Annotated in this window: 12 protein-coding genes; 5 read left to right on the forward strand and 7 right to left on the reverse strand. The window is 70.7% G+C overall.

Going from position 1 to position 18285, the window contains the following annotated elements:
• Nucleotides 1-27: 27 nt before the first annotated feature.
• The 5 genes from ACW0Q9_RS00580 to ACW0Q9_RS00600 form a co-directional block, all read right to left on the reverse strand.
• A complete protein-coding gene (locus ACW0Q9_RS00580) occupies nucleotides 28-4728 on the reverse strand; it encodes an outer membrane protein assembly factor BamB family protein (protein ID WP_456177576.1) in 4701 nt (1566 codons plus the stop codon).
• A 36-nt stretch (nucleotides 4729-4764) separates the two neighbouring features.
• Complete coding sequence (locus ACW0Q9_RS00585; protein WP_456177578.1) at nucleotides 4765-6003, reverse strand: HupE/UreJ family protein; 1239 nt, start codon at nucleotides 6001-6003, stop codon at nucleotides 4765-4767.
• A 139-nt stretch (nucleotides 6004-6142) separates the two neighbouring features.
• On the reverse strand, nucleotides 6143-6601 hold the full coding sequence (locus ACW0Q9_RS00590; protein WP_456177580.1) for a GNAT family N-acetyltransferase: 459 nt from the start codon (nucleotides 6599-6601) through the stop codon (nucleotides 6143-6145).
• Nucleotides 6602-6951: 350 nt separating this feature from the next.
• Nucleotides 6952-7614, reverse strand: a complete 663-nt coding sequence (locus ACW0Q9_RS00595) for a tetratricopeptide repeat protein (protein WP_456177582.1) — start codon at nucleotides 7612-7614, stop codon at nucleotides 6952-6954.
• 192 nt (nucleotides 7615-7806) lie between these two features.
• On the reverse strand, nucleotides 7807-8952 hold the full coding sequence (locus ACW0Q9_RS00600; protein ID WP_456177584.1) for a sugar efflux transporter: 1146 nt from the start codon (nucleotides 8950-8952) through the stop codon (nucleotides 7807-7809).
• A gap of 159 nt (nucleotides 8953-9111) precedes the next feature.
• On the opposite strand from ACW0Q9_RS00600, the gene ACW0Q9_RS00605 reads away from it, so the two are divergent.
• The 3 genes from ACW0Q9_RS00605 (at nucleotide 9112) to wrbA (ending at nucleotide 13800) form a co-directional block, all read left to right on the forward strand.
• Complete coding sequence (locus ACW0Q9_RS00605; RefSeq protein ID WP_456177586.1) at nucleotides 9112-10932, forward strand: glycoside hydrolase family 3 protein; 1821 nt, start codon at nucleotides 9112-9114, stop codon at nucleotides 10930-10932.
• 193 nt (nucleotides 10933-11125) lie between these two features.
• The gene (locus ACW0Q9_RS00610) at nucleotides 11126-12886 is read left to right on the forward strand and encodes a serine hydrolase (RefSeq protein ID WP_456177588.1); all 1761 of its coding nucleotides are present in this window, start codon (nucleotides 11126-11128) and stop codon (nucleotides 12884-12886) included.
• Nucleotides 12887-13194: 308 nt separating this feature from the next.
• On the forward strand, nucleotides 13195-13800 hold the full coding sequence (wrbA, locus tag ACW0Q9_RS00615) for an NAD(P)H:quinone oxidoreductase (RefSeq protein ID WP_456177590.1): 606 nt from the start codon (nucleotides 13195-13197) through the stop codon (nucleotides 13798-13800).
• Nucleotides 13801-13974: 174 nt separating this feature from the next.
• On the opposite strand, the gene ACW0Q9_RS00620 is transcribed toward wrbA, so the two are convergent.
• A complete protein-coding gene (locus ACW0Q9_RS00620; protein WP_456177592.1) occupies nucleotides 13975-14664 on the reverse strand; it encodes a polyketide cyclase in 690 nt (229 codons plus the stop codon).
• 12 nt (nucleotides 14665-14676) lie between these two features.
• Here ACW0Q9_RS00620 and sigJ point away from each other — a divergent pair, with 12 nt between their 5' ends.
• Together sigJ and ACW0Q9_RS00630 are read left to right on the forward strand one after the other, a co-directional pair.
• Nucleotides 14677-15495: an RNA polymerase sigma factor SigJ gene (gene sigJ / locus ACW0Q9_RS00625; protein WP_456177594.1), complete on the forward strand. Its 819-nt coding sequence runs from the start codon at nucleotides 14677-14679 to the stop codon at nucleotides 15493-15495.
• Between the two features lie 49 nt (nucleotides 15496-15544).
• Entirely contained in the window at nucleotides 15545-16735 is a 1191-nt protein-coding gene (locus tag ACW0Q9_RS00630; RefSeq protein ID WP_456177596.1) for an NAD(P)/FAD-dependent oxidoreductase, read from the forward strand.
• Between the two features lie 168 nt (nucleotides 16736-16903).
• On the opposite strand, the gene ACW0Q9_RS00635 is transcribed toward ACW0Q9_RS00630, so the two are convergent.
• Complete coding sequence (locus ACW0Q9_RS00635) at nucleotides 16904-18256, reverse strand: MFS transporter (protein ID WP_456177598.1); 1353 nt, start codon at nucleotides 18254-18256, stop codon at nucleotides 16904-16906.
• Nucleotides 18257-18285 lie beyond the last annotated feature (29 nt).

Here is an 18285-nt window from a genome sequence, read left to right on the forward strand (position 1 = left end):
GGGCCGGCCCCGTGGGGCGCGTGTGCGTTACGGCGCGGGGACGCCGTCGAGGATGCCCACCGCGTCGGTACCCGGCGTGACGACGAGCTTGCGGGTGAGGGTGTATGAGCCACCCGCCGGCACGTCGACGTTGAACCGACTCATCACCCAGTTGCCCGCGGCGTAGACGTCAAAGGCGCTGGCCGGCGTGCCGTAGACGAGACCGACGACCTGTGGGTCCGTCCCGGTCATGCCGATGTACGGCTTGGTCGGGGCGTACGCCGCCGTCGCGCCCGGCGCCACGATGCCGGCGCCCGGGATGACACTGGCCTGGCCGGCGGCGTCTTGGTCCATCGCGTCACCGGTCCACACGCTGAGTGGAGCCGAGGCGGAGTTGCTCAGCTCCGTCGAGACCGTGGCGAAGTTGTCGCCCGGCTTCAGTGTGTACGTCGTCGTCGCCGTCAGACCCGGGAAGCCCTTGACCGGCCCGGACACCCGGACGACGGCCTTGTCGCCGGTCGCCTGCACGATCTGGACGTCGGTCGCGGCCACCGACCGGTTGTCCCACGCGCTACCGCCGGTCGGCTGGGTCGCCGAGACGTAGGGCAGGTTGATCCAGTCGAACTGGTCGGCCATGCCGCGGACGGCGATGTCGACCGGCTTGCCGCGGGTGCCACCGGAGAGCTGCGAGTCGTTGTAGGCGTCGGCGATCGCCATCGAGAGCTTGTCGTTCTCGAGCATGACGTCGCCGTGGCCCGCCTCGACCAGGCCCGTGCCGATCTGCTTGCCGTAGCCCGCCTCGACCGTGACCGGACTCAGCGCGACGTCTTCGACACCGCTGCCCACCGCCGGCACCGTGACCGTGCCGGTGGCCGTCCGGTAGCCCAGCATGGACACCCGGACGTCGTACTGACCGGCCGGCGCCTTGACGAGGTACCTGCCCTGGGCGTCGGTGCTCGTGGTCGCGACCACCGTGCCGGCCTTCTCGAGGGCGACCCGGGCACCGGAGACGGCGGCGCCGCTCGCGGTGATCGTGCCGGCCGCGCGAGCGGCGTCCGGGACGGCTGCGTCGTGCAGGTCGATCTCGTCGGCCCAGTTCGCGATGTTGCCGGTGGGGTCGCCACCGGCGGTCGCGTAGTCGGTCAGGTGGTAGAAGCTGAACTGCCTGGTAGCACCGGGCGCCATGGTGGCGTCGTAGTAGAGGCCCTCGACGTAGCCGTACGCGCCGACCGCGGCCGGCGTGTTCAGCGCCCACGCGAGACCGTGGGCGGCCTGGCCGTTCGTGGTGGCCGCGTCCGCACCGACGTAGACGTAGTTCCCGGTCCAGCCCGACGTCTTCAGGCCCGGGTTGATGCCGCTGAACCCGGGGATCCGGCCGTTGTCGACCGAGCTGTCGGGGTCGATCATGTAGTTGAAGTAGCCCTGGTAGCCGGTCGCGCCGGTGTTGGTGAGCTTCACCGTCATCTTCACGATCGGCGCGTCGGGCAGGGTCTCGTAGCGGACCTGCGCCTTGATGGCCGGGTTCGCCCGGTACTGACCGTTGCCGACCACGGCAGCGCCGTCGACCGCGAGGTCGGGCAGGTCGAGCTGGTCGTTCGGCCGGTCCCACGAGTCGGGCGGCGTGAGGCTCGGACGCAGCAGCATCTCGCCCCAGTCGAGGGTCTCGGCGCCGTTGGCGTCGTTGAGCATGAGGTCCGACAGCGCGCCCAGACCCAGGCCGCCGGCGCCGTTGTTGCCAGCGGCGTACGGGGTCACGGAGGCCCGGATCCTGTCGTTGGCCAGGTAGTAGTACTCCTTGCCGGTAACGACATCCGTGCGGGTGCTGCCGTTGCCGTAGTCCGGCGCGTACGTCGACGTGCCGGCGACCGGGTGGGTCACCTTGATCAGTCTCAGGTTGGCCGTCGCGGTGCCGGTGGCGCCGACCGTGACGCTGGCCGCCGAGCGGTCGTCGGCGATCAGGCCGCGTTTGGCCGCGGTGACGGTCCAGGTCGACGCCGGCAGGCCGATCCGGTAGTGGCCCCGGGCGTCGGTGCTGGTCACCGCGGCATCCTGGCCGGCGGCGACGGCGGTGACCTTCGCGCCGGCGATCGGAGCGCCCGTCTCCGGGTCGCTGACCGTGCCGGTCACGGTCGCCCAGCGCTGCGCGGACTCGCCGCCCGGGACGTAGGCGTAGAGGTTGCCGTCCCAGGCGCCCGTCACGACGGTGTTGCCGCTGACGGCCGGGCCGGCGCCCACCCAGGTGCCGATTTCGTGGCTCCATAGGATCTGGCCGGTGTCGGTGGCCAGGGCGTAGAACCTGCCGTTGTTGGCGCCGACGAAGAGCGTGTCGCCGGCCACGACCGGGCTGGACATGACGCCGCCGTGGTAGACGTCGCCGGGCAGCGCCCGCTCCCAGAAGACGTTGCCCGTCTGGGCGTCGAGGGCGACGACGGCGCCGCTCGGGAAGCCCATGTAGACGACGCCGTTCTTGACGGCCGCGGCGCTCGGGGTCGAGCCGCTCGAGACGAGCGAGGAGCGCGGGCTCCGGTACGTCCACAGCGTCGCGCCGGTGGTGGCGTCCCGGGCGGCGATGCCGTTGTTGGCGCCGATGAAGACCTTGCCCTCGGCCGCGGTCGGTACGCCGTCCTGCCAGCTGCCGAGCGACTCGGCGCCGGTCCACTTGCGGGCGCCGGTGGTCAGGTCGTAGGCGAGCACGCGGTCGGCGGTCTGGTTGCCGATGTACACGGTGCCGTTCATGACGGCCGGGGTGCCGTCGCTCATCTGGTTGCCGGACATCGGCGAGGCCCAGATCTGCTCACCGGTCCTGGCGTCGAGGGCCTTCAGGACGCCCTGGCTGCCGATGCCGAAGCGAGTCTGGTAGGGCCAGAGCACGGTGTGGCCGGAGACGGCCGGCGAGTAGTAGCCGTAGGTGCGCTGGTTGTTCGGGGCCGGCGCCTGCTCGGGCACGGCCTTCCAGCGGAGTTTGCCGGTCACCGCGTCCACGGCGTAGAGCTCCGAGCCGAGGGTCGGCGCGAAGATCAGGCCGTCGCCGTAGGCGAGGCTGCCGTGGATCGACTGCGGTACCTCGAAATTCCACAGCTCCTTGCCGTTCTTGAGCTGGACGGCGTGGATCCGGCTGTTGCCGTCGCCGTTCTCGTCGCGGGTGCCCGCGTAGACGACACCGTCGTGGATGACCGGCGACCCGGTGAGGAAGGTGCCGTTGGTGCGGAAGCTCCAGGCCAGGCGGCGGCCGGCCTCCTGCGCCGGCGCGACACCGGAGTGGGCCTCGTTGCCGTGGTGCTGGTCCCAGTCACCGCCGGCGACCGGCTGAAGCGCCGGTTCGTCGGTGAGGGTGAAATCCGCCGACCTGGTCCAGGTCTTGCCCGCCGCGTCCACCACCTTCACCTCGATGCTGTGCTCACCGATCGTCTGCAGACTCTCGGGAAGGTTGCTCTGCCAGGTGAACTCGCCGCTGTGGTGCAGCGGCATCCAGTTCTTGTCCCCGGCGATCCGGTAGCGCGCCGAGACGACCTCGTCGCCGGTGTCGTAGGCGTTGACCTGGATGCCCGGGAACTTCGCGGCGGGCACCTTCGAGCCCGGCGCGGGGCTGACGATGGTGAGGTGCTCGTTCTCGCCGTACATCCGGAACGGGTTGTCGAAGCCCGGACCCGCCATGTGGATGTAGCGGAAGCCGCGGGGCGCGTTGTCGATCGTGTAGGAGCTCGACACGGTCTGGATGTGCTTGGCGGTCGAGGCGAACGCCGAGTGGTTCTCGACGTGGTTGGAGTGCTCGTGGCCGACCAGGATCAGCTGCGCCTTGTAGTGCTCGAGCACGTCACCGAAGGCGTCGTACGTCGACGGCGAGCCGAACGGGACGTTCATCGGCTGGTGGGTGAGGACGACGACCTCGATGTCGTTGGTCGGGTCGTCGTCGAGCGGAACGCTCGCGGCGAGGTCGTCCTTGAGCCAGTTCAGCTCCTCGTCGAACGGCGCCGAGCCGTTGTTCTCCAGCACCACGAAGTGCCGGTTGCCGTAGTTGAACGAGTACCACTCCGGGCCGACGTTCCGACGATAGTTGTCGATCTTGTCCGCGTATGCCGACCCGCTGGCGTACTCGTGGTTGCCGACAGCCGGCCACACGCCGACGGCCGACTCCTGGGTGCCGCGACGGTACGTGTCGAACTGCCCCTGGCTGGCGTCGTTGGTGAGGTCGCCGCTGACCGCGATGAAGCGCAGGTCGGTGCCCGTGGAGTTGATCTCGCGGATCTGGTCGGGCAGCTGGGCGTTGACATGCGGGTCGGCGATGTTGGCCCAGGAGAAGGTGTCGCCATCGGAGAGGTCGTCACGGACGAGCGCGAAGTCCGCAGTCGGCGTGGCGTCGTCGGCGAGCTGGCCGAGGTTGGCCCAGAACCTGGGCTCCTTGTACTGGTCCAGGCCGAACCGGTAGCCCCGCGGCTGGCTGGCCCACACGATGTCTGTGGTACGACGGTCCGTGGAGATCGTCAGCGAGTAGCTGCCGTCGGCGGCAGTGGTGGTCGCGGCCTTGCCGTCGGAGACACGCACGCCGGCCAGACCGATCTCGTCGGGGTTGCGCTGACCGTCGCCGTTGCCGTCGACGTACACGGCGCCGCTGACGGTGGCCTCCGGCGGGTCGATGGCGGCCGCCGCGTACGACGTGAGCGGGCCCGCCACGACACTGGCGGCGAGCGCCAGCGTGGTGGCGTACAGGACGACGCGCAGGCGCGCGCGCGTCCAGGTGAACGCGGACATCAGGATCCTTCGGGATGAGGGGGCGGGAGGTGGGTGTCAGGTCAGGAGCGGAGAGCGTTCGACGAACCAGACCAGACCGGCACCGGCGACGGCGACGGTCGCCGCGACGGTGCCGAGCGTGAGGGCGCGAGCGGCGACCGGCCTGGTCGCGGCCCTGCGCAGGAACAGCAGCGCCGGGAAGGTCAGCGCGATGATCGTCAACTGGGCGATCTCGATGCCGACGTTGAAGGACACCAGGTCGGCCAGCGCCGAGGCCGACAGCGGCCCGTCGACGCTGAGTGCGCCCGCGAAGCCGAGCCCGTGCAGCAGCCCGAAGCCGAACACCACGGGCAGCCGGTGGTTCGTCCTCGGCGAGAGCAGGTTGTCGAGCGCGACGAACGCGATCGACAGCGCGATGAGCGGCTCGACGATCCACCCGGGCACGCTGACCCAGCCGATCGCGGCCAGCACCAGGGTCACCGAGTGCGCGACCGTGAAGGCCGTGGCAACCTCGACGACGTCGCGCAGCCGCTTCGCACCGAGCAGCAACGCCAGCAGGAACAGCACGTGGTCGAGCCCGAAGAGCAGGTGCTCCGCCCCGAGCCGGACAAACCGCGGGATCTCGCTGAGCAGGTCGGTTCGCCCCACCGTCACGCTGGTGCGGGCGGTGTCGAGCAACGTCGAACCGCGGCGGCCGTCGATGTCGTAGGCCACCATCGTGGTGGTGTCGTCGATGACGCCGTCGGAGACGCGGAAGATGTCGCTGCGGACGGTGAGCGCGCCAGACGCCGGGCAGTCGTAGGCGAGCGCGACCCGCACCGCGCCGGAGTCGGCGAGTTCGACGCGGCCCTCGTCCTCACTGGTGCACCCGATTGAGCCGCGACTCAGCCGCAGCCGCCCGCCGACGTAGGCCGCCACGTCGTTCGCGTGCGCGTCCAGCGAACGGCGCCGCGCTTCGGTCGACACCTCGGCGGTCGCGCCGTCCACGCCGGCCGCGTCCGGGCTCAGAGCACCGTCGAGGCTAAGCAGCCGGGCGAGGACGTCGTACTCCAGGTCGACGACAGCCGCGACGCCGTCGCCCTGGCTGCGCAGGTCGACGGCGACCGAGGTCGCGCGGACGTGCGCCTGCGCCGGAGCGGCGACGAGGCAGACGGCAACTAGGGCGGCGAGGAACGCCAGTAGACGCACGGCAGGCACTTCCGTCGTGGGGGGCGGTCGTGCCAAACCCTGCAGTGCTCGCTCCACGCCCGGCAACCCAGGACGGCCCAGTTCACCGAACCTTCCGCTGCCGATCACCCCCCGGCCGAAAGCCGGGCTTCTGGGCGCCGAAAGCCGGGAGTTGCGCTCGGCTACGAGGGCTGTACCCGGCCGAGGCACCTGTGTACGAAGTGGGACGCGGGATCCATGGGACCAGGTCCGCGAACCCGCCGGATGATCACTCGTCGCCCACGGTCAGGGTCGACTCGCGCACCATGAACACGTCCACCGGGTCCTGGGTCTCGACGGTGAATCCATGTCGCTCGTACAGCCGCCGGGCCGGACTGCCCTGCAGCACGTTCAGCCGGACCAGGCTGCCCTCGCGGTCGCACCGCTCCAGCAGCCCACGCAGCACCGCCGTACCGATGCCGCTGCCCTGCAGGTGCGGGGCCAGGTAAAAGTGCTCCAGCCAGTGGGCGTCCTCGGCCGGCCGCAGCGACACGCAGCCGGCGAACGCGCCGCCCACCTCGATCACCCAGGTGTGCGCCGGCGTGAACCCGTCCCGCAGTCGCTGCCGCACCCGCTGCTCGTCGTACCGCCCGAGCCGCTCCAGATCCGCCCGCAGCACCACGGCCCGCAACTCGGCCACCGCATCGACGTCCGACGCCGAAGCCGGCCGAAGCTCCCAGTCCCCCATGATCGCCAAACTACTGCTTCCTACCGCTTCGTTGATCCCTGGCTTCGCCAACGAGCGTCATGAGGGGCAGCGCTGACCCGACTGGCGGCAGATCGGCGATCCGTGCGCCGAGATCAACTCCAACGGGGCCCAGCTTTGAAGGCACCGGCCGAACAACTCCTTCGACCGTCCTGCACCTCGGCAGCGGCGACCGACACGCATCGACCCAACCCAGGACACTCACGTGCGAAGACAGTGCGCACACGCTACAGATCTTGAATGGTCAGGTTGGGTCGGGTTCCAGGGTCAGGCCGGTGTGAGCGAGGAAACCGTCGAGTAGGTCGAGCCGAAGGTTTGGCTGGGCCGCACGCTCAGATCTGTGTTCTCGCCTGCTCGATGTGCCGCACGATGGCGTGAGCGCCGTGCGCGCGGGCGATGGTGTGCGCCTCGTCGAGTGTGGCGAGCGCGTCCGCGCGGCGGTTCTGGGCGGCGGCGATGTAGGCCAGGCCGATCATGTTGGAGGCCACCCCCGGGAGGGCCCCAGTCTCCCGGCGCAGCCGGGATGACTCTTCGAGCTGCTCCCGCGCCTCGTCCAGCCGGTCGGCCGCGTGCGCCGCGATGCCCAAGTGCCGCAGCGCCTCGGACTGTGTCCGCTTGTCACCCGTCTCGCCCGCCAGCCAGCAGGACCGCTCCAGATACGGCACAGCGGTCTCGTTGTCACGTCGGATGAACTGGTGAAGACAGCCGATCCAGAACAGTGCCTCGGCCTCGCCGCATGTGTCGCCCAGTGCCCGATACAACTCGAGCGCGCGCTCGAACAATGGCAGTTCAGCGGGATCCTCCGCGGTCAGCGAACCGGCGCCGGCGGGCGCGCTCTGAAACCGCGCATGCAAAATCCGCCCTCGCGCCAACGCCGTATCGGCCTCCACCGCATCCAGGGCCCGTTCGGCGTCGATCAGCACACTGGTGTCGCCGCTGTACACAGCCCGCTCATACAGCTCTCTGGCTCGTTCGATCCGGTCCTCGGTGCTCATCGCCGCCCCCGCTGGCATCGCTCCTAGCTGCTAGGTCCAGGAGTCTAGTAGGGACGGTCCGCATCGCCGGCCCGCTGGAGACGACCGCTCATCGGCGAATCGGCGTGTCGCCGGATCGGCCGTCACGCCGCGCGGTCGTGCCGACGTGAGTGCGCGGCTGTCGATCTGCGAAAGCTCATAGCCACGGCCCGCTCAGACGCTGCTGGGCACCCTCTCCGCGTGCCGGCTGTCGGCCTGGCGGCTCGAACCGAGGGTGAAGGCCACCCCGCCCAACGCAGCCACCACCCCGCAGAGCAGGAGCGTCGCTCGATAGCCGAGGTGCTCGACCGCCACGCCGGACAGGATGCCGGAGACCAGGAGGCCGGCCGTGGACGCGTTGGCGAACAGCGTGGTGGCGCGGCCGGTGGCCGGGGCGAGGAGGTCCTGGAAATAGCGGATGCCGGCCGCCCCGACGACAGCGATCCCCACGCCGCGGAAGACCTGCCCGAACACGAGCATCGGCATGCCCGACGACACGACCGTCAGGGCGTAATAGCAGACGAAGGAGCCGAAGCCGCAGAGGATCACGGCCCGCTGGCTGACCCGGGCGGGGACGACGGCCAACCCCAGCGTTGCCGCCACCTCGACCGCGGCGCAGACGCTGAAGAGCACGCCGACCGACCCGGGTTGCTGATGCAGGGCACGCGTGACGAACAACGGCAGCGCCAGACCGCCCGCGAACATCGCGGCGAAGAACAGAGTGACGCTCACGGTGAGCAGGACAGGGGTGCTGCCCGGCGACGAGTTCGCAGCCGCGACGGACCCGGGCCGCGGCACGGCGAAGACGGTCAGCGCGGAAGCGAGAAACACCCCGGCAGCCGTCCACATCAGCCATGAATAGCCGCCCCGGGACAGCACGAGCGCACCCAGCAACGGCCCGACGGCCCACGCCAGGGACCAGGCCGAGCGCAGCAACGGCGCGGAACGCTGCCCGGTGGCACCCTCGCCCAGCACGGAACGGGCCAGGGCGAACAACTGCGGAAAGGCCGCTCCCAGCGCCCCGAGCACCGTCGCCGCCATCAGGAGCAGCACCAGGAAGCTCGACACCCGCGGCAGCAGCACATAACCCGCCGAGCCCAGCAGAATCACGACGATCGCGTACGTCCGCGCGGGCCGACGGTCGAACAGCCGTCCCAGCCACCAGCCGATCGTGATCCCGCCGACAGCGACCACCGAGGCCCACACGCCGATCTGCAGCGGCGTCAGCCCGACCACATCGGCGCCGAACAGGACGATGTAGGAATTGACCATCGAGTCCGCTATGCCGAGCAGGAGGACGGCGGCGAAGAGCGCGAGCAAGGGCACATGATCTTCGTACCGGCCAGGCCTCTCCGGCAACACCGATTAATCCGGGATCTTGCCGCCGGCCCACCGACCGAACATTGCGTAGCAAATCTTCTTGACGGCACATTGATGTGTAGCTAAGTTTCAGCCACCCGGACTGAGAGGTCGGCGTCCATGAAGGCTCGACTCGTCACCGCGACCGTCCTGTTGGCCAGCCTGGCGACCACCATCGCGCCGCTCCCCGTGCACGCCTCGGCTACGTCCGCGCACCCGCCCACCGCCGAGCAGGGTTGGGTCACCTCGACGCTGCGTCACATGAGCCTCGCGCAGAAGGTCGGCCAGCTCTTCTCCACCTACGTCTACGGCAGCGACGCCACCGAGCCCACGGCCGCCGACCGCGCCGCCAACCGTGCCGCATTCGGCGTCGAGACTCCGGCCGAGGTCATCGACCGGTACCACCTCGGCGGCGTCTGCTACTTCTCCTGGTCCCACAATCTGAACAGTCCCGGTCAGATCGCCAGCCTTTCCAACGGGCTCCAGCGGGCCGCCCTCGCCGACGGCACCAAGGGCCGGGTTCCCCTGCTCATCTCCACCGACCAGGAGCAGGGCACGGTGTTGCGGATGCCCGCTCCGGCGGCGCAGTTCCCCGGCGCGATGGCGCTGGGCGCCGGGCGCTCAGCGCGCGACGCGCGCACCGCAGCGGAGATCACCGGGCAGGAGCTGCGCGCGGTGGGCATCCACCAGCCGTACGCGCCGATCGCCGACGTCAACGTCAACCCCGGCAACCCGGTCATCGGGGTACGGTCCTTCGGCGCCGACCCCACCCTGGTGGTCGAGCTGACCGCCGCGCAGGTCACCGGATTCCAGGATGATGCCGGTGTGACCGCGGTGGCCAAGCACTTCCCCGGTCACGGCGACACGGCCACCGACAGCCACACCGACCTGCCCGTCATCAACCACAGCCGGGCGGAGTGGGACCGGATCGACGCGCCGCCGTTCCGGCAGGCGATCAGCGCGGGCGTCGAATCGATCATGACCGCGCACATCGTGGTGCCCGCGCTCGATCCGTCCGGCGACCCGGCGACGCTGTCGCCGAAGATCCTCACCGGCGTGCTGCGCGGTGAATTCGGCTTCCGGGGCGTCATCGTCACGGACGCCCTGAACATGGCCGGCGTGCGGCAGATCTACGGCGACGAGCGAGTGCCCGTGCTGGCGCTCAAGGCCGGCGCGGACCAGCTGCTGATGCCGCCGAACCTCGCGCTGGCCCGGGACGCGGTGCTGCGGGCAGTCGCCACGGGCGAGCTGACCGAGCGGCGGATCGACGAGTCGGTGCGGCGCATCCTCGGCATGAAGTACCGACAGGGGCTGGTCCGGTCGCCGCTGGTCGACGTCGAGGAGGCGGTACGGACGGTCGGGGCACCCGCGCACCTCGCCGCCGTCGCCCAGGTCACCGACCGGACGCTCACCGCGGTACGCAACGATGCCGGGCTGCTGCCGCTGGCCGGCACCGGCCGGTCGGTGCTGGTCACCGGCTGGAACAGCGCGGCCTTCGCTCCGGTCGCGACCGTCGCCGACGGGTTCACCGCCCGCGGTGCCCGGGCCACCGCCCGGCCGGCGACGCTGCCGTCCGACGCGGTGATCGCGGCGACGGCAGCCCAGGCGCGCGAGCACGACCTCACCGTGGTGCTGGTCAACAAGGCGTGGGACACCACAGTCACCGACCCGGGCGCGACCCAGCAGCGGCTCGTCGCGGCGCTGCTGGCCGCCGGAAAGCCCGTGGTGGTGGTGGCGGTCCGGGATCCCTACGACATCGCCCACCTGCCGGGCGTGACGACCTACCTGGCGACCTACTCGTACACCAGGGCGGCGATGGACGCACTCGTCCGCGCGTTGCACGGCGAGCTGTCTCCCAGCGGGCTGCTGCCCGTCACGATCCCCACGGCCGACGGCGCCGGCACTGTGCTCTACCCCTACGGCCACGGCCTGACCTGGTAGGAGACGGCCCATGCACCCGGGGAATTTCCTCGCCGACGCGGTCGGCGCCGGGCGCCGGCGTGGGGGCGCTCGGCTTCTGCGCGGCCCTGGCGCGCGCGTTCACCCGCCTGCGCCAGCCCTACCCGCTCTACTGAGGAGTGCGGCCATGATCATGTCGTCCCGCCCGCTCGCGCTTAGCCGGCTCGCACTCGGCTTGGCCGTTACCATCCTGGGCACGACCGCGCCGGCCACCGGGGCGGCCGGCGCGCCGCTGACGGACGAATCCGGGCCGCCGGCCGTCACCCCCGCCGACATCCACTTCCGACACGACACGCTACGGCCCGGCAGCGCGCGCGAGGTCGGCCTGCTCCCCGAACACGTGGATCGCCTCCCCGCCGACCTCGCCGCATATCTCCAGCCGACGCCGGACCACCCCGGGTACCCCGCGTACGCGGGTGCGGTCGTCCTGGCCGCCAAGGACGGTGTGGTCGTACAGCACGCCGCCGTGGGCACCGCGGTGCGGTACAGCGCCGTCGGACCGCCGCCCGGGCTGGTCGGAGTGGAGCTTCCCGCCGACCAGCAGATCCCGACGCGGCCCGACACCGTCTTCGACCTGGCGTCGGTGTCGAAGCTGTTCACCACGATCGTCACCATGCAGCAGGTCGAACGTGGGCTGGTGGACCTGGACGCCCCCGTCGCCCGCTACGTCCCGGAGTTCACGGCCGGCGGCAAGGAGGCGGTCACCGTACGGATGCTGCTCACCCACACGTCGGGTCTGCCCGCTTTCACGCCGCTGTGGAGCAGGTACCCGACGCCGGCCGAGCGATTCGCCGCCGCGCTGGCCACGCCGCTGGCGGCCGGGGCGACGCCCGGCACCCGCTACGTCTATTCCGACCTCGGCCTGATCGCCCTGGGCGTGCTCGTGGAACGGGTGACCGGGCGGCCGCTGGCCGACCTGGTCCGCGACGGCGTCACGGCGCCACTGGGCATGACCGACACCGGCTACAACCCGGGGCCGGAGCAGCGGTCCCGGATCGCCGCCACCGAGTACCAGCCGTACGCCGGGCGCGGCATGGTCTGGGGCGAGGTGCATGACGAGAACGCCTGGTCGCTCGGGGGCGTGGCCGGGCACGCCGGAATCTTCTCCACCGCGGCCGACCTGTCGCTCCTCTGCCAGTCACTGCTCAACGGGGGCGAGTACCGCGGGCGACGGATCCTCCGGCCCGACACGGTGCGCGCGATGCTGGTCAACTACAACGCGCCGCTGGAGGCGGCCTACCCGGAGAGCGATCGCGGGCTCGGCTTCGAACTCAACAAGCACTGGTACATGATGGGGCTCTCCTCCCCGGTGGCGTTCGGGCACACCGGCTTCACCGGCACGTCCGTCGTCATCGACCCGCTCTCCCACTCGTTCGTCATCCTGCTGAGCAACCGGGTGCACCCCGACCGCGGCTGGGGCAGCAACAACGTCGCCCGGCGCGCGGTCGCACGCGACCTCGCCGAGGCGATGCCGGTGCGACCTCTGTCCCGTGAGGCCTGGCGGGCCGACCCGCGCGACCTCGCGACGGTCACCCTCACCGCCCCGCTGCGCCGGGCCGCGCGCGGCGGCGCCGCAAACTTCCTGCTCTGGTACGACACCGAGCCCCGCTACGACAGCATGCGGTTCGAGGTTTCCACGGACGGCGGGCAGACGTGGGCTCCGGCCCGGATGCTGCTGCGCCACGGGGACTCCCGCTGGACCAGCGACGGCACGGTCACCGGCTACGGCGGCCGGGTCTGGTGGCAGGTCTCGGTGGCGCTGCCCGACCAGACGAGCCACCTGCGGTGGAGCAGCAGCACCGACGGCTCCGGCCAGGGTCGTGGCGTGTACGTCGACGGCATCGACGCACGGGACCGGGACGGCGTGCTCTTCCGCAGCGAGGGCGTCGACGCCTCCCACGTCGTCGCCGACGGTTGGTCGCCTGCCCGCGCCTGACCGACGAGTGGACCGGGCCCGTTGGTGCAGCTCGTCGACGATCAACACGGCCTGGAGATCCCAGTCCGCGCCCGCCGCAATCGCCGCACGCCCTTCCGCCGAGACCTGGCCCGCACGCTTGGTCGCGGCCAGGCCGGCTTCGCCGCTGTGCTGGCCGGCGGCCGCCACGCCATGTCCAGTGCGCCGGCCTACTCGACCAGCGTCAAGCCCGGGCCGGCGAGGACCTCCTCGGTTCCGTCGGCTAACATGAAGATTGTTGACGGCGCAAATTTCTCGCCGACAACTATCTTGATGAAAGGATGCCTCCGATGGCACAGGCCAAACTCGCGGTCATCTACTACTCCTCCACCGGCACCATCCACGCCATGGCCAAGCGGCTCGCCGAGGCCGGCGCGAAGGCCGGCGCGGAGGTGCGACTGCGTCAGGTTGCGGAACTTGCTCCCGAGGAGGCCATCGCCTCCAACGCCGCCTGGAGCCAGCACTTCGATGCCACCAAGAGCGAGCCGAAGGCGAGCGCCGACGACATCGTCTGGGCCGACGCGGTGCTGTTCGGCACCCCCACGCGCTACGGCAACGTCGCCAGCCAGCTCAAGCAGTTCATCGACACCCTCGGCCCGCAGTGGGCACAGGGACTGCTGGCCAACAAGGTGTACGCCGGCTTCACCGCGTCCATGACCGCCCACGGCGGCCAGGAATCAACGCTCCTGGCGCTCTACAACACGATCCACCACTTCGGCGGCCTGGTCGTCGCCCCCGGCTACACCGATCCGCTGAAGTTCACCGACGGAAACCCGTACGGCGTCTCGCACGTCACGGGCGGAAACAACGACGCCCCCCTGGGCGACGCCCAGCTCGCCGCCCTCGACCACATGGCCGAGCGGGTCGTGAACATCGCCAGCAAGCTCAACTCCTGACGAGCCGCGCTGATTGCTCGGGGTTGTCCGATTCCGGTATCCGAAATCGGACAACCCCGGCTGCTCGTGCTCGACGGACCTGCCAAGCGCTTCACGTCGGCCTGGCGGCCCCACGCTTCTGTGCCGCTGACCGCGTCCCCGGCCAGCGTCCGCTCCTGCCGATCGGGCTGATCCTCAATCCTTGGCCGTGCCCTGCTGGTGGCGCTCGGCGAGGTGCTTCAGGTTCAGCAGCTGACGTCGAGCCATGAGCAGGTCGCCGACGGACAGCCCGAGAGCGGCCCAGCGGGTGGTCTGCATGACGACCTTGAGCAGCAGGCGCGTGTCGTGCTCCCGGGGCACGAGGACGTAGGACATGAAGGCGCCCATGATGGTGCCCGTCAGCTGTTTCCCGGGGCTGACCGAGACGATCCTGCCCAGCTCCCGCGCGCCAGCAGTAGTGAATCTCTCGCCGACCTGCGGCTCGGGAAGGCCCACCAGCTCTCGGGGTGAACGGCGGCCGAGGTTGTCGATCCAGTCATAGGAGTATGGGGCGAGCCTGACCTGTGCGACCCACGGCCACACCACGTCGGCAGACGCCTCGACGCGCACACCCCGCCACGCCTGCAGGGCGGGTGAGACGACGAAGTCGTCGCACGGGTAGCAGCGCGACATCTCGCTGTCGGTCACGCCCCACCGGTCACCGATCATGCATCCATCCTCCATTAAGGCGGCACCCGGAGGGGCGGCGATCGCGCCGGAGCGGACGTGCCCGCCGTCGTGGTCGCCCGGACGGCTGGGATGGCGCGGAACGACGAGTGCGTCGAGGGCGGCCGGGCGGATCCGTATGCTGGGCCGGTGCCGCACGAGACGGTCTTCGCCGCGCATCGTTCACTTCTGATGGCCGTCGCATACCGGGTGCTGGGTCGCGCCAGCGACACCGAGGACGTGGTGCAGGACGCCTGGCTGCGGTGGAGTGCCGTCGACATCGAGCAGGTCGAGGACCCGGAGGGCTACCTGGTCCGGGTGACCACTCGGCTGGCCATCGACCGGTTGCGCAGCGCGGCCGCCCGGCGCGAGTCGTACGTGGGACCGTGGCTGCCCGAGCCGATCATCACCGCGCCCGATGTCGCCGACGACGTGGCCAGGGCCGAGTCGGTGTCCCTGGCCGTACTGCTCATCCTGGAGTCGTTGTCGCCGCTCGAGCGGGCGGTCTTCGTGCTGCATGAGGCGTTCGGCTACTCCCACAACGAGATCGCCGAGATCGTCGAGCGAAGCCCGGAATCGGTACGCCAGACCGCGGTACGTGCGCGCCAGCACGTGAGCAGGCACCGCCGGCGCTATGACACCGATCAGGCGACGCGGCGCAAGGTGACCGAGTCGTTCATGTCGGCCAGTGCCGGCGGCGATCTGACCGCCCTGATGGAGGTGCTCGCACCCGACGTCCGGTTGGTCTGTGACGGCGGCGGCCTGGCGCCCGCGCCCCGCAAGGCGATCGATGGCATCGAACTGGTGGCGCGGGCGCTGGTCACGTTCGCCGGGCGCATGCCCGAGTCGCCGCGCGTTGTCACGACCGAGGTCAACGGCGGCCCCGGCATCGTCATCTACTCCGCCGGGACGCCGGTGGTCGTCGTCGTGCTGCACCTCGTCGACGGGCGCGCCCGGGAGATCCACCTGATCAGCAACCCGGAGAAGCTCACCGCCGTAGGCGGGCTGTGACGGGGCTCACGGCAGCTCACTCGCCACGCCGCTGCCTCGTCCGTGGGGCATGGTGAACACACAGCAGACGCGGACAGTCGTTATCGGCGCCGGATACACCGGCATGCTGGCGGCTCTGGGCGTAGCGCGCCGGGGCAGGGGCCGAGTGCACGTCACACTGATCAACCCGTCGGATCGCTTCACCGAGCGGTTGCGGATGCACCAGATCGCGACCGGACAGCAGCTCGCCGACCACCGGATCCCGGACCTGTTGACCGGCACCGGGATCGCTTTCGTCCAAGGCTGGGCGACCGGCATCGACACCGCCGCGCGCACGGTCGCCGTGTCCACCTCCGACACTCAGTTTGCGGTGGAGTACGACACGCTGATCTACGCGATCGGCAGCAGCACCGACACCGCCCGCGTCCCGGGCGCCGACGCTCACGCCTACACCCTCAACAGCCCGGGCAGCGCGGAGCGCCTGGCCGCGCACCTGAAGGCCGCTGACCAGGGCACCTTCCTGGTGTGCGGGGGCGGGCTGACCGGCATCGAGGCGGCGGCCGAGATCGCCGAGTCCTACCCGAAGGTCCAGGTGACGCTGCTGAGCCGGGGCGAACCGGGCGCGATGATGGGTGCCAGGGCACGCGCCTACCTGCGGGCATCGCTCGACCGGCTTGGCGTGACCGTCCGCGCCGGTGCCGAGGTCGCCAGGGTGCTGCCGGACGGCGTCGAGCTGGCCGGAGGCGAGTTCGTGCCGGGCGGCGGAACCCTGTGGACCACCGGGGTGCGCGTGGCGCCACTGGCCGCCGAGGCCGGGATCACCACCGACGAGACCGGCCGGATCGTGACAGATCCGACCCTGCGCTCGGTGTCGCACCCGGACATCCATGCCGTCGGCGACGCCGCCGCGATCCGGCAGGCGTACGGCGTCCTCCACGGCACCTGTCAGAGCGGCCTGCCGACCGCCGCTCACCTCGCTCGGAACGTCGCCCGCCAGGCGCTCGGCAAGGAACCCCGGCCCTTCCGCTTTGGCTACATCCACCAGCCGGTCAGCCTCGGCCGGAAGGACGCGGTGATCCAGTTCACGTACGCCGACGACACTCCTCGGCGCTGGATGCTGACCGGCCGGGCAGCGGTGCTCTACAAGGAGGCCGTCAGCAGCAGCCCCATCAAGACCTACGGCCTGGCGAAGCGGATCGCCATCTCGGCCCGCATGCTGGGCACCACCGGCGGCCGGCGCAACCGGACTGTCACCGCCTAGCTCCCCCGTGTACCTGCGTTCTCCGGGCCGCTGGCCCATGCGAACTGAGCCAGCGGCCCGGAGAACGCGAGTTCAACCGGCAGGTGATGCCGGAGCCCAGGGCCTCACCGCACCTGACGGATTCTGCCTGCGCGCCTGGCAGGCGGCGGTCGGCGCAGGCCAGTCCGTTCAGTGCGCATGGGCCTTTGCACCCGTGGGCGGCTTCAGGTTGGGGACGATGAGCAGCGACACTACGGCCGCTGCGGCGGCGGTCGCCGCAGCGAAGGTGAAGGCGCGGGTGAAGCCGGTTTCGCTGCTGCCAGCGATGCTTGCCGCCGCGATGCTGGACACCACCGCGACGCCGAGCGCGGCGCCGAACTCGTGGAAGGTGCTGAGAAGACCGGAGGCCAGTCCGGCTTCGTGATGAGCGACCTGCGCCAGCGCAGTGGTGGAGGCGGCAACGAAGGCGGCGCCGATCCCCGCTGCGCCGATGCTGATCCCGGTCACCATGACAGCTGCGCTACTCCAGAACGCGGGGAGCGCGGCCCCGAGCGCGGCGATCGCAAGCCCGGTGGCCGCGACCGGCCGGGCACCGAGGCGGCCAATGACGTGACCGGCGATCTGGGCTCCGATGATGGTTGCCAGGGCGACCGGCAGAAACAGCAGGCCGGTGCGCAGCGCCCCGTAACCCTTGTGGTGTTGCAGGTAGAACGACCCGAGGAAGAACACTGCGATCATCAGAGCCGTCGCGGCCAGGATGAGGAACGTGCCGGCGGCGACCGGCCGGCGGGTCAGGATCCGCAGGTCCATCAGAGGTGAGCGCGCGGCGCGTTGCACGAGCGCGAACACGATGTACAGGACGACGGCACCGGCCAGCGTCCCGAGGGTTGTCGCGGTCAACCAGCCGCGGTCCCCGGCGCTGATCAGTGCGTAGATCGCTGTGCCGGTTGCGGCGGTGACAAGGAGCGCGCCTGGCACATCGAGACGTGCGCGGGTCGTCGGCGACATGTGCGCCGGCAGCATCCGGGCCAGTGCCACCAGCACGATCAGACCGATGGGCACATTGATGTAGAACACCCACTGCCAACCGGGGCCTGCGGTCAACACGCCGCCGAGCAGAACACCGATCGCCGAGCCGCCGCCGCCGAGCGCGGACCACACGCCGAGGGCCTTGTTGCGTTCGTCCCCGTGGAAGGTTCTCGTGACCACCGACAGCGCCGCAGGCGACAGCATCGCCGCACCGATGCCTTGCGCGACTCGGCCGCCGATCAGCAGCCCGGCACCGGTGGCCAGACCGGTGAGCAGGGACGCGGCGGTGAACACGAGCAAGCCGAGCAGGACCACGCGGCGCGCGCCGAAGAGATCGGCTGCCCTCCCGCCGAGAAGCATCAGGCCGCCGAACATCAAGGTGTAGGCACTGACGACCCAGGTCAGTGTGTCGCGTTCCAGGCCGAGGTCCGTGCCGATGCGCGGCAGCGCGATCGCCACCACGGTGACATCCAGGATGAGCATGAACTGCGCGACACCGAGCAGTGCCAGCATGCGCCAGCGGCGTGGGTCGGCGGCGAAGG

It is taken from the genome of Micromonospora sp. I033, from assembly GCF_053890995.1.